Origin of the sequence: Hymenobacter sp. BT491 (assembly GCF_014349165.1) — a bacterium.
In the GTDB taxonomy this organism is placed as follows: Bacteria; Bacteroidota; Bacteroidia; order Cytophagales; family Hymenobacteraceae; genus Hymenobacter; species Hymenobacter jejuensis.
Map to the genome: position 1 here is coordinate 870,832 of NZ_JACSJJ010000002.1, position 12,634 is coordinate 883,465.

Sequence of the window (12,634 nt, forward strand, 5' to 3'; positions counted from 1 at the left end):
AGAAAAGCAAGATGTGGGGAAGCATAGCAGCGCTAGTATAACATGTATTTTTACGAACATCGGATAGAAGTGCTATCTTAAAGTAATACGCTAATTATCAGTGTATTATTTTGAAGTAAGTTATGCTTTAAATCCCCATTTTTCCAGCTCTTCCCACAAGCGGTGCACTGGCAAGCCCATCACGTTAAAATACGAGCCTTCCAAGCGCGTCACGGCCACCATCCCAATCCAGTCTTGGGCACCGTAAGCGCCGGCTTTGTCCAAGGGCTTGTAATTCAAAACGTAATGTTCGATTTCGGCTTGAGAAAGTGCCCGGAAATGCACGCGGGTTTGGTCGGAAAATACGGTTTGCCGGCCATCGGCGCCCAGCAGGCAGACGCCCGTAAAGACATCGTGGGCGCGACCTTGCAAGCGCGTCAGCATTCGGATGGCTTCGGCTTCGTCGGCGGGCTTGTTGAGCACGTCTTCGTCGAGGCATACTATGGTGTCGGCGGTGAGCACTACTTCATCGGGTTGTAAATCAGCGCGGTAGGCGTCGGCTTTGTGCGCCGCCAGATATTCCGCGACTTCGGCCCGGTGCAGGTGCGGCGGGTAGCTTTCGTCTACTTCCTTGAGCCGTACGGTGTAGGGCAAGCCCAATTCGGTAAGCAATTGCCGGCGGCGCGGCGAGTTAGAGGCCAGGAGTAAGCGTAGTTTGGAAGGCATTCTGGTTTTCGTCGTCGCGGATGGAAGTAAACAGGAAACCGCCGATGGTTTTGGGGTAAAAGAAGGTCGATTTGGGCGGCATCACCGCGCCCGAATGGCAAACGCGCTCTACTTCGTCCATCGTGACTTCGTTAGTGATGAACGCCGCCCGCGCCTCGCCCCGGTCGACGCGCGTGAGGCACTCCGAAAAGTTGCGCACGTACGCAATGCCCGTCCACTGCCGTTGCGCATCGGGGCCGGCTATGCCCAGCACGCGCTCCAATACAAAATAGTGCAACACCGTGAGGTCCAGGGCTTTTACTTCGGGGGTCGTGTCCCAGGTGAGCTGACTGTGTACCTCGGGTTTGAGGCGGAGCTTGTACGCCTTGCCATCCAGATACAAGCCAAAAGCCCAGGTTTTACCGGCAATTAACTCCGGCAAATCGTAGGCATCGTCTTTAGGCAGTACGGTAAAATAGCGGGCCAGCTGCTTCAAAAACTCTTCGTCGCTGACTTGGCCGGGTAGCTCCAGCAACAGGCGGTGGGTAGGCAGAATGCGCAGGTCGTCGGCGGCCGAGTTGGTGAGGTACATCAAATGAAAATGCCACAGCTCGCGGCCCGTATACTGCGGGTCGGCCAGCATTCGCGCCTGCCGATAGACCAGCGACCCTTCGTAGCGGTGGTGCCCATCGGCCAGAATCACCTGTCGCGAAGCCAGGACCTCCTGAAAGCGGCGAATCACGCGGGCATCCTGAATGACGGCCAGTACGTCGCGGGCTCCCTGGTAGTCCTCCTCGGTTTGGTAGAGCGGATCCTGCATGGCCTCGTCGAGGTAGCGTTCCAGCTCAAACGTATCGTCGCGGTAGAGGCCGTGGGTGGCACTGGTCTGAAACTCGGTGCAGGCCAGCAGCTCGGCGCGGTCGTTGACGGAAGTAGGCAGCGTGTTTTCGTGGCGCAACACCACGTTTTCAGCCCAGTCGTAGGCCCGAATGTGGCACATAAAGCCCTTGCGGCAATACTCGCGGTGCGGCGTGCCGGGCAGCCGGAAGTATTGGTAATACGCATAAATGCCCGGCAAATCGTCCTGTTTCAGTACGCCTTGTTGCTTCCATTCTTTGAGCCGCCGCAGGGCTTCGGCGGCCGGGTCGGGGCCGCGCGGTACGGATAAGTGGATGCTATTGAGGGGGTTGCGGTACAGCGCCTCCCGTTGCTTCGTCGACACGACGTCGAAGAGGGGCGACACGTACGAATCGATATCGGCGCTCAGCTCGGCGTTGTAGCGCCAGCCGCGCACAGGTTGAATTTCAGCCAAAACGTCTCAGAAAAGATGTTAAAACGCGTCCGTTATCCCGAAGCTCAATGCGGAAGAATAACGAAATTATTTTTATAAATTGTTGACTATCAATTAATTATGGTGCAAGCCGGCTTAGCTGCCACCCGTTGCCTTCCTGCTCGTACACGATGCGGTCGTGCAGGCGGGAGGGGCGGCCCTGCCAAAACTCGATGCGGTGGGGGCGCAGAATGTAGCCGCCCCAATGCGGCGGCCGCGGCAGCGGATCTTGGGCGCCGAAGCGATTCAGGACCTCGGTTTCGCGCTGTTCGAGCTCTTCGCGGCTCGCGATGGGCTGGCTCTGCGGCGAGGCCCACGCGCCCACTTGGCTGCTGCGCGGCCGGCTCTGAAAGTACTCGTCCGACATGCCCTGCGGCGCTTTTTCGATGCGGCCTTCTACGCGCACCTGCCGCTCCAGGCCGGGCCAGAAAAAAGTCATGGCCGCCAGGGGCTGCGCGCTCAGCTCGTGGCCTTTGCGGCTGTCGTAGTTGGTATAGAACAGAAAACCAGCATCTTCGGGCAATCCCTTCAGCAGCACCACCCGCGCCGAAGGCTGCCCGTGGCTGCCTACCGTGGACACGGTCATGGCCGTGGGCTCGTCGAGGTGGGCGGCCAAGGCTTCGTCGAGCCAAGTGCGAAATTGCCGCACGGGGTCGGGGAGGACGTCGGCTTCGGTGAGGGTGCGCTGGGCGTAGGTTTTGCGCAGGTCGGCTAGTTGCGGGTCAGTCACGGCTTATTGGAATTATGAATTCAGGTCTATAAATTATGAATTGGTCTGGGAATGAAAGCCTTATGAGTTGATTGAGCCTGAGGGCGCTTTCCGGCCTGCTGTTTTTTATCCCAGAATTCATACGCAAACGCAGCGCAAGGTAACAGAATACGGGCACCGGGAACCCCGAGCCGGTCGGCCAACGTAGGGAAGAAGCGCGCCGCAACCAACTTCGGGCCGCCCTGCCGCCGACGCGGCGGCCACGTACTTTGTCTTTCATCCTTTAAAATTGCCAATCCATAACCCTAAAACAATGCCCCGGCTTCGCGATAACAGTCTGTTGATTTCCCAGCCTTTTCTGGGCGACCCCAACTTCGAGCGTACCGTGGTACTGCTCTGCCGCCACACCGATGAAGACGGCTCGTTTGGGCTGGTGCTCAACCGCACTACCAACCTGCAGCTCGGCGATGTGCTGGAGCTGCCGGACGGCGATGCGTCGCCCATCGGGCAGATGCCCTTGTACCTGGGCGGCCCCGTGCAGCCCGACACGCTGCACTATCTGCACCGCCGTTCCGACGTGCCCGAGGCCATTGCTTTGGGCCAGGAAGTGTACTGGGGTGGCGACTTCAACGTGCTACTCGGGCTGCTGCTGAGCGGTGCCCTAAGCCCGGACGATATTCGGTTTTACGCCGGCTATTCGGGCTGGACGGCAGGGCAGTTGGCCGAAGAAGTCCGGGAAAATGTTTGGATAGTGCATCCTAATGCTGCCGGGAAAGTATTTACTTTGGATAACGATGCCTTCTGGCAGTCAATTTTGCGCGAAAAAGGCGGCCGATACCGTGTTCTGTCGAACTACCCCGTGGACCCGCGCCTCAACTAACTTTCCCGCGCCACCTACTGTCCGCTGCGGCGGGCCTATTCCTTTGAACGTATGCTACCTGAGAACGATAACACTGCCCCCAACCATTCCGACGCCGCTTCGGAATCGCCCCTGAGCATTCTGGAACGCCGTTTGGCCGAAATCCGCTCGAAACAAGATCCCGCCAGCGAACCCACGGTACCTGCCGAGCCCGCCGCGCCCGCCAATCCGCCGGCTTCGGACGCTCCCTCGGCTCCCATCGCCCAAACCCCCGCGCCCCCAGCTCCCAGCGCCCAGTCTGCACCGGAGCCCGCAGGAGCCGGTACGGCCGAAGCCTCGGCAGAAGAGGTAGAAAAAGATCAACTACTTGATAATCAAGAGCTTATAATTAATGATGCAGCTCATCCCGCCGATTCGTTGGTGAGTGAGCCTATCTCCGAGCCACAGGCCCGAGCCGAGGCGCATTACGGCGCCCAAAACCCCGGCGTGGTGAGCGCCCAGGAAGCTGAAGCCGAAACCTCCGCGTCAGACTCTTTGGCCGTCTTCCCGGAGTCGGAGGCCGAAGCGGCCCCGTCCGCTGTGAGAGAGCAAAACTCAACCCCGCCAACGCCGGAGCCCGAGGCCCTGACGGGTGCAACAGCAGATGTGTCGTCGTCGGCGCCAGCCGAAGGCGAGCCTTATGCCACTACGCTGGCAGCGTTTCCGCTGCACTCGGCCGAGGACATTGACAATGCGCCGGTTGCGCTGGCTTCGCTGCCCACCTCCGACAACGAAGGGGCCGTAGAAGCTGCCCACGCGGCCGAACACGCCGGCGAAGAGGAAGAAGAATATGTGCCCGAAACCTCGGCCGTTGATTTCGCCAAGCTCGATTTGCCGGCCCAGGCGCACTACCTGCTCACCTTGTTGCGGCGCAGCGATGCGCGGCAAAATCGCAAACAGATTTTTGATCTGTACCGGCAGTACGAAACTTCCATTGCCACCGACCGCACTACGGCTCGGCAGCGGTTTGTGGAGGAAGGCGGCGAAGCCGATGCCTTTTCGTATTCGGGCCCGGAAGGCCATCAGGAGTTGACCAAGGCTTTGCAGGAATTCCGTGACAGCCGCGCCCGCGACGCCAAAGCCGAAGACGAGCAACGGGCTAAAAACCTGGCCCACAAGCAGTACCTGCTTTCGCAACTGCGCACGCTGGTAGAGTCGGCCGAAACCAAGGACAGTTCGGCGCGCATCAAAGCGCTTCAGAACGATTGGAAAGCCACGGGGCCGGTCCCCCAGAAAGACGCACAGGAGTTGTGGAACAGCTACCACGCCCTGCTCGATATCTTCTACAACAACCGCGGCCTGTTCTTCGAAATGAAGGAGCTGGACCGCCGCCGCAACCTAGAAGCCAAGGAAGTGCTGGTGCAGCGGGCCGAAGCCCTGGTGGAGCAGCCCAGCATCAATAAGGCGCTGCAAGAGCTGCGCCAGCTGCACGAAGAATGGAAGCACGTGGGCCCGGTGCCCAACGAGCAACGCGACGCCATCTGGAACCGCTTTTTGCAGGCTTCTGAGAAAGTCCACGATCGTAAGAAGGACTTCCTGAATGCCCGCTCGGAACAGGAAAACGCCAACCTGACCCGTAAAACGGCCTTGTTGGAGCAAATCAAGCCGTTCAACGAATTCCAGACGGAGCGCGTGAACGAGTGGCGTGCTAAAACCGACGAGCTGCAAAAGCTAAAAGAGGAGTGGGATGCCGCCGGCCTCGTGCCCCGCGACAAAGCCGAGCAGCTTAACAAGCAGTTCTGGGCCGCTTACAAAGGTTTCTTTCAGCGTAAGAATCAGTTTTTCAAGGCTTTAGACGAAGAGAAGAACGGAAATCTCAAGCGCAAGCTGGAGCTTTGCGACCAAGCCGAAGCGGCTTTGCAAAACCCCAATTGGGAAGAGGGCCGGGAAATCGTCATTCGGCTCCAGAAAGAGTGGAAGCTGATTGGGCGTGTACCCGAAAAGCAGTCCGATAAAGTCTGGAACCGCTTCCGCACTGCCTGCGACGCGTTTTTTGAGCGCAAGCATCAGGAGGCCAAGCAACGCGAGCAGCAAGTGCAGCAAGTAACGCAGGAGCAAGCCGCCCACCTCGACCGCCTGGCCGATGCAGTAGCAACCCTCACCGTTGATCAGCCCGGCAGCTTGGAAGGTTTTCGGCAGCACGTAGCCGACTGGCGCGCCTTCGACGGAAGCACTAGCGGCCCCCGTGGCGCCGCCGAGCGAGCCGAGGAAAAGTTTCAGACGCTGATGGGCAAGTACCTCGACCACGTGCCCGGTTTGTCGTACGCCGAGCGCAACGAGCTGCTGTTTCAGTTGCAAATCGACCGCCTGAAGTCCAGCCCTGACGCGCAGCAGCAGCTTTACCGCAAAGAGCAAACGCTGCGCCGCGAGATTAATGAGCTGGAAAACGACATCTCCACGCTGCAAACAAACCTCGAGTTCTTCGCGCGGTCCAAGAATGCCAACCAGCTCCGCGAAGAGTACCAAGGCCGCATCGACGAAGCAAAAGGCCGCATCGATGCTTTGAAGAAGCAGTTGCGTATTGTGCGCAGTTAGTCTGCATTCACTAGAAAAGCCCGGCCCTTGATGAAGGGGCCGGGCTTTTTGTTGCCTAATACTTTCTCTATTATGAAGGCATTTTCGGTTTTACAAGAAGCAATCTGAAATGTATCCAGCAATTTTTCTGGCTGATTAGCAGGCGGTAAGCTTGAATCGTGCAAAAAATATAGTCTCGCGGTTTGCATACTGGGGATGAAGCTTTAGTTTTGCGCCATAATTACGCCTCCATAGCTCAGCTGGTAGAGCAACTGACTTGTAATCAGTAGGTCGCTGGTTCGATCCCGGCTGGGGGCTCAGGTAATTATAAAGGCTCTGTAACTCAAGTAGTTACGGGGCCTTTTTTATTGGTGTGACTGTCAGTATGACTGTATAGGCGAAAAGTTGCTGTTGATGTGCTAGACAATAGTGTTTATATGGATCAAGCGCTTGATCAACATCAAATCAGTGACCAGCCAAATCTTAATATAAACTAACTGGCATTCATGTACCCGTGTCTGGCTTTTTTTGCCCGAGTGTTATACAGATTAGGTGCAAGACAACCTATCGATTCAGCATTACTATTGCTAACCGCCATAGAAATATGTTTTGCAGTGGTAGGGATCAGCGTTGTTCGACTAGTCTACGGATATCACACGGGGAAAATACAATTCTTGCTCTTCTGCGCTTTACTATACTGTTTTAACGCGTTTTATTTGAGCAAAAAAGCACAAACAACACTTGGGAAAAGCTATCGTGAGCCAGTAAATGGCTGGCAAGTCCTAATCGGTATAGCGATGTATTTCCTACTCACTTTAGGTGTTTTATGCTCGCTTATTCCCATAGCTGCTTGGTTGCACTGAGGAAGACAACGTAAGCTCAAACTCATAGGACGGCACCATAGAAAGATTCAAAAGAGCGGCTATTTGTCGCTTGCGGCCCGTTCCTGCAGCACGTCGAAGGCAGCCAGGGTAGACGTGTGGCGATCCTTGACGCGGGACTTTAAATATTTGCGGGTGGTGTTGAGGCTGGCATGGCCTACCGAGTCCTGGATGTACACCACGTCGGCCCCGCCTTCGAATTGCAGGGTAATGAACGTGTAGCGGGCGATGTGGCAGGAAACGACCTTCCACAGGGGCAGCTCGCTTTCGAGGCGGCGCGCCCCCGAGCCGCGCACGACCGTGACCATTCGTTTCAAGCCAGCCGCGCGGCACAGCTGCTTAATGATGCCGTTCATGGTCTGGTTGCTGGGCACGGGCAGGCGACCTTTGTATTTCTGCCAGATTTCGTAGGCTACCGGATCTAAGGCGACCCGGACCTTTCGTTTGAGGCGTTGGCCCTTGCGCTGGATATACTCCAGAATGGGCACGCGCTGCGACGTTTTGCCGTCTTCGCTGGTGAAGGTCTCCAACACGAGGTCTGAGGGTTTCATGTGGGCCAGATTGTCGTAGCGCGGGCCGGTGAGGCAGTTGAATACGAATACATCCCGGATGGCTTCGCGGCTGGCGTAGTTGGTGCTGCCTTCCTTGACCTCGAGCGGCTGAAAGCGGTAGAGCTGCATGACCTCTTCGTAGGTGAGAGGCTCACGCTCCACGTCTTCTAAGAAATCATCTTCAATCCAGTCGTAGGCGAAGCCCGCGTATTTGAGCAGCGTCCGGATGCTGCGCTGGTAAGTGCTAATGGTATTGTTCTGCAAGCCGAGGCGCTGGGTGCGCATTTTCGCCTTCTCCACCAAGAACGTGCAGAAGGTTTCGAGCAGGATGCAGCGCCCGGCTTTGTCGGGTTGAAATTCTTCCGGACGGGTACCCGGGCGCCACTCTTCCAGCCGCTGAATCAGGCCGGCCGGTTTGGACAGGGTTTTGGGCTTGAGGCGGGCGCGGTAGGTGTTTTGCCATTCCGGTTAGAGCCAGCGGGTTGGAGCACGCTGAGCGTGGCCAACGGATTGATGGTGGACGCGGCGCACCAGACCCGACCGGTTAGCCAACGCATTGTCGATGTGATCCGCGGCAAGCCCCCGGAATTGTTTGCCTAACCTTACTAACCAAATCGCCACCCCGCCAACGCAACCGCAGCCAAGACCGCAAGAGTCCAACCGATAACAGAGCCTTGAAGAAAGAAGGGCTTGGGGCGGCGGGGGTGCAAAGGCATAATAGGCTTCGCTGGAGTGCATTGTAAGCAACGAAGAAAAGCAAGTATTTTTGGATTTAAAGCACCAGCCTCACCTGAAACGGCGGGACTTTTTCATTCTATATTGGGCCGTCTGGGAGGTACCAAGTCGGTTTTGCCGTACTTTCGTCTTTTTGACCCTTTATAAATTATAGCGAATGCAGGCAACGCCAGTCCCTCTGCTTCCAAGCCACCGTAACAATTTCGATTTCCTGCGGCTGCTGTTTGCCACGTTTGTGCTCATTACGCACAGTTACCCACTGACCGGAGTGACCGAGGCCGATATTTTGGCCCAGGTCTCGCATGGCCAGACCAGCCTATCTTACATCGGCGTACGCGGCTTTTTACTTATCAGCGGCTTCCTGATCACCAAAAGCTTACTGGCCAGCAAGAGTTTGAAGGACTACTTGTTCAAACGTGCCGTGCGGGTATTTCCGGCCATGTGGCTCACTCTGGCACTCACGGTGCTGCTGGCCTTCTTCGTCAGCGGGAAAAGCATAGGGCCGTATTTGATCCATTACTCGTCGCGAGACTACCTGATCTTCAACGCTGTATTCAAGGTGCAATACTTCATCGACGGTGTATTTATGCACAACCCGTTCCCGCGCTATGTGAATGGTTCGCTGTGGACGATTCAATACGAGGTGTTTTTCTATATAGTACTTGGGGCTTGCTACTTCCTGCGCAAGCACCGCACGGCCATGCTTGTAGTGCTGACGACGTTTTTTGTGTCCGGGGTAGCGGTTCAGCTGGGACAAACCAATTGGGGGCCGGGATAATTGTAGTGCCCTTCTGGGATCTGGGCGCTGACCGCATTGCTGAACTAGGTGTTTTTTTTGCGGCCGGTGGCCTGTTGTCACTACTGCCCTTGCCCAGCGAGCAACTGCGCAACCGGTTGGTACTGGGGTTTTTGCTGGCCTTGGTGGCTAGCTTATTGGTCAATGGCTGGGTGGTGGCCAAGTTTTTTCTGCTTCCGCCCTTGGTGATTTACTTCGGTACGCTGCGCTATCCTTATTTATCGCACGTGCGTAAGGTTGGGGACATCAGCTACGGCGTATACCTCTGGGGCTTTGTGGTGCAGCAGTTTTTAGCCTACTTCTTGCATCCTGGCCACCTGACTATGATGGCCCTCTCCATTCCCATAACTTATGTGCTTGGCTTCTTGTCGTGGCATCTACTGGAGAAGCGCGCACTCCGCCTAAAACTACCGCGGGCTGAGCCAGAACTCGTCGCTGGCGTGGTGAAAACGAGACGATAACGATAGGGGTGGCAAAGGTAGGGACTGGTTCGTATCTTCGCAGGAACGTTCCTGAGATCATCGCCATGCTGAAGCGCCTTTGTCGAAGACCTCGACGCAAATCCAGCGGCTACCAACGGCCCCAACCTGGCTACTACTTAGGTTGGCTGTTAGCCCTTCTTGCCCTAACCGGCTTGGTGATGCTCACCCAGCGCTACGGCTGGTAAATTCCCACTGCTTTTTTTGAGAAGCCTCGCCCGACACGGCGAGGCTTTTTCTAACCTCAGCAAAGTGCCGGGGCGCTTGATGCGCAGCGAGAGCGGTAAGGTCACGGGGAACAGTAGAAGAAGAAGATTTCAGCGGCTATTGACCAGCCGAAGCCCTGTACTAAGCTTGCGCCGTGGTGGGTGTGTATACCTGGGTAAATATACTGTCCAACAGCAGCACCAGAGCATTTGGCAACACGACATAGGTCTGATCAACAGCTATAACAAGAACAAGCCCGCAGCATACAACGGGTGAGGGGGCAGGTATTTGTACATGAACGTCAATTCATACCGCCAGCCTTTGAAGACCGGCGTTTGAATTTCTTTTTAAGTGGCTGTAACACAGTACAAAACCGCTCAACACAAAAAAGACAGTGCCGCCCAACGGGCGGCCCAACTTGATAATATTCTGGAAGCGCGCATACAGGTAAGAAAACGGCGTTTTCATATCGACTTGAAATGGCAACACATTGAAGGCGGCAAGAAAGCGCAGCCCGATTAATCCTCTGATCTCCCGTGGCATTTGTCAATAAGTACATTAATTCAACAACGGTACAAAGCTGCTAGGTTCTTTCAGGGCACAAAGAGACCTGCCGTTTCGGGTGGGGCTTTTTCTTTGGCATAAGCAAAAAGTTTTAACATCTTCCTTCGCTTAGCCCGCACTTTATGTAAAATAAGAAAACAGGAAAAATTCATGATAATGTTCGGTTTATTTTGCTGTAACTTTCAGCGAAATAACAGCAGACTATATGAATTTAATTCTACTTGCAGGTGGCTCTTGGGTAATGTTTTGGGCATTAACTGTATGGCGCTGGTTACAGGAAAAAGATGAAAAGAGGGTTAGCTTCGGGCAAATCTACTTTCTTAGCTTAGCCCTATTCGTTGCTGCGATGCTAATGGTCCATATTTGGTAAGCGCAACACTCCGCTAAGTGAAAGCCTCGCCCGAAACGGCGGGGCTTTTTGTGTCCATTTATAGTCTAAGAAGACAAGGATCAGTATGTGCTGACTTATGTCGAATCTTTTGACGAAGGCGATGAGGACTGGCACAATGCCTCTGAATTTGCTGTGCTGGATCCAGATGTAGACGTTCGCCACGTTTTTGCTTCGGAGGAAGCCGCTGTAGCTTTTTCGGTGCAGACTTATGGAGCTTCTACCGCCCGATTCGTTGCCGGAGGCATGTTGCCCAATGAATACGCGAATTATTGGCGTAACAAGAACCTTTGAGATTTCACCCAATAAGGCTTCTGATAAGGCCTTTTAACGTGGATTTACCAGCCAAAATGCCAGACAAGTGCTGCCAGCAACAGCACGGCAGCCATGGCTAACAGCCAGCCAAGGGCAGATCCTTTCAGAAAAAAAGGTTTGGGATGACGGGGGTGGGTGGCCATATAGGATAGAACTAGGTGGATAGCAATAAACGAGTAAATTACTACTCGTGGATTGCCTCCCGTTGGTTGCCTCGGCTAGCACATATCGTAAAAATTGCCTGGTTCTGAAACGCAAGAGTGCTTTTAACCGCCCAATTACGGAAATTTCCTTTCGGGCAATCATAGGTAAGTGCTTGTATATAAGTTGTTTGTGTGTTGGTTTGCTGGTGTTCTTGCATGCAGGCTTCGGGCAAAGCATCCGCCGGGAAGTGCCGATATTATCGGAAGCCATAAAAGTCGTGCAGAAGCCACATTAATTTCTGGACGGTCAAAGTGGTGCGCTGGACGAATCTGACTTAGATGAGGCGACCGACCGCGCAGGGGCAGATGTGCTGCGTCGCTGCCAAGTGCTTACGTTGTTTGGTTGCAAAATAGAACCCCAGGACGGTCCGCCGCGCAAACAGAGGGATAAGTAAAAGATGGAAATTTAATTGTACAGATTAGGGTTTAGATTGCGGCTTTGTTTTTGCAACCAGTCCGCTGACGTGATTTTTCAAGCCTGTGCCCAGGGGCAGTTGGCGCGTTAAAATCAGCGAAAAAATCACCCTTACACCGTACATGAGATACTTTGCCCTTCTTTGTTTTGCCCTGCTTTTGTGCGGGATGCCGGTCCAAGCACAGGATACCCCGGCGGGCAACATGGCAAAAATGGATGAGAAATACGGGTTTCGGGAGGTGACGTTCGAGCAGCCGGTTTCGTCGTTTAAAAACCTGAAGTTCTTTGTGAAGAAGGGGTTGTCCAAAATCTACGACCGCTCCAACGAATCGCTGCTGCTTGGTACTTATCGCCTGCAGCACGTGTATTACACATTTTACAAAGGGCTCCTGTCCGAAGTCACTGTGACGTTGTCGGAGCGCCCGAACGTGGAGGGCGTTTTTGGCCTGCTGGTCAAGGCCTACGGGCCGGCTGCCGTGGTGGAAAATACTTATCAGTGGGAAGGCCAGCGCGTCCGGATGACGTTGCAGCCCTCGTATTACGGCAGCGAAGCCATTTTGCGCGTGTTCAGCAAGCCCTTGCTGCAGCGCGAACAGGCCGACAAAGAAGCCAGCGATCGCCGCGCGGCCTCAGAGTTGTAAGCGGCTTGCGCAAAGGGTCATAGCGCGAAAAGTCAGGGCAAGGAAAACCGGGTGCATTTGCGTATCTTGTTGATACTAACAGGAGTAGCACCTAATCCCTACTGCCATGAACCCTAGCCAACTGCCCGCGGTCGAGCCGGTATTGACCGCACCCCGCCGTGTACCGGAAACCCCGCCGCCCCCGCGCGTTGTCAGTCCGCCGGAACCCGCCAATAGCCTGCGCACGGAAAGCGAGTCGGAGCAGGACGAAGCGGCGGTTTGCAGCTTTCGGGCCTGGGTAGCGGGATGCGAAGGCTACTGTTCTATTTTCTGAGTTGATTTCTA

11 protein-coding genes and 1 tRNA gene are annotated in these 12,634 nt (G+C 55.2%); 8 read left to right on the top strand and 4 right to left on the bottom strand.

The features are described 5' to 3' along the window. Nucleotides 1-120: 120 nt before the first annotated feature. From H9I52_RS09435 to pdxH, 3 genes are all read right to left on the bottom strand, one after another. Complete coding sequence (locus H9I52_RS09435; RefSeq protein ID WP_187453653.1) at nt 121-705, bottom strand: Maf family nucleotide pyrophosphatase; 585 nt, start codon at nt 703-705, stop codon at nt 121-123. Further along, complete coding sequence (locus H9I52_RS09440) at nt 671-1,996, bottom strand: DUF1015 domain-containing protein (RefSeq protein ID WP_187453654.1); 1,326 nt, start codon at nt 1,994-1,996, stop codon at nt 671-673. The genes H9I52_RS09435 and H9I52_RS09440 overlap by 35 nt, the downstream gene beginning before the upstream one ends. Nucleotides 1,997-2,093: 97 nt before the next feature. Next, nucleotides 2,094-2,744, bottom strand: coding sequence for a pyridoxamine 5'-phosphate oxidase (pdxH, locus tag H9I52_RS09445; protein WP_187453655.1), 651 nt, complete (start codon nt 2,742-2,744; stop codon nt 2,094-2,096). 292 nt (nt 2,745-3,036) lie between these two features. Here pdxH and H9I52_RS09450 point away from each other — a divergent pair, with 292 nt between their 5' ends. The 3 genes from H9I52_RS09450 to H9I52_RS09460 all read left to right on the top strand — a co-directional run bounded on the left by H9I52_RS09450 (nt 3,037) and on the right by H9I52_RS09460 (nt 6,453). After that, nucleotides 3,037-3,603 carry a YqgE/AlgH family protein gene (locus H9I52_RS09450; protein ID WP_139517178.1) on the top strand — a complete coding sequence of 189 codons (567 nt, stop codon included), beginning with the start codon at nt 3,037-3,039 and terminating at the stop codon, nt 3,601-3,603. 51 nt (nt 3,604-3,654) lie between these two features. Beyond that, a complete protein-coding gene (locus tag H9I52_RS09455) occupies nt 3,655-6,156 on the top strand; it encodes a DUF349 domain-containing protein (RefSeq protein WP_187453656.1) in 2,502 nt (833 codons plus the stop codon). Nucleotides 6,157-6,380: 224 nt separating this feature from the next. Next, nucleotides 6,381-6,453, top strand: a tRNA-Thr gene (locus H9I52_RS09460). Nucleotides 6,454-7,057: 604 nt separating this feature from the next. Here the strand turns inward: H9I52_RS09460 and H9I52_RS09465 are convergent. Further along, complete coding sequence (locus tag H9I52_RS09465) at nt 7,058-7,867, bottom strand: hypothetical protein (RefSeq protein WP_187453657.1); 810 nt, start codon at nt 7,865-7,867, stop codon at nt 7,058-7,060. A 51-nt stretch (nt 7,868-7,918) separates the two neighbouring features. On the opposite strand from H9I52_RS09465, the gene H9I52_RS09470 reads away from it, so the two are divergent. The 5 genes from H9I52_RS09470 to H9I52_RS09500 all read left to right on the top strand — a co-directional run bounded on the left by H9I52_RS09470 (nt 7,919) and on the right by H9I52_RS09500 (nt 12,623). Continuing rightward, on the top strand, nt 7,919-8,167 hold the full coding sequence (locus H9I52_RS09470; protein WP_187453658.1) for a hypothetical protein: 249 nt from the start codon (nt 7,919-7,921) through the stop codon (nt 8,165-8,167). Nucleotides 8,168-8,459: 292 nt separating this feature from the next. Further along, complete coding sequence (locus H9I52_RS09475) at nt 8,460-9,080, top strand: acyltransferase family protein (protein ID WP_187453659.1); 621 nt, start codon at nt 8,460-8,462, stop codon at nt 9,078-9,080. Between the two features lie 5 nt (nt 9,081-9,085). Further along, entirely contained in the window at nt 9,086-9,559 is a 474-nt protein-coding gene (locus H9I52_RS09480) for a hypothetical protein (protein WP_187453660.1), read from the top strand. Nucleotides 9,560-11,872: 2,313 nt separating this feature from the next. Next, on the top strand, nt 11,873-12,310 hold the full coding sequence (locus tag H9I52_RS09495; RefSeq protein WP_187453663.1) for a hypothetical protein: 438 nt from the start codon (nt 11,873-11,875) through the stop codon (nt 12,308-12,310). A 106-nt stretch (nt 12,311-12,416) separates the two neighbouring features. Beyond that, entirely contained in the window at nt 12,417-12,623 is a 207-nt protein-coding gene (locus H9I52_RS09500) for a hypothetical protein (RefSeq protein ID WP_187453664.1), read from the top strand. Nucleotides 12,624-12,634: the final 11 nt, after the last annotated feature.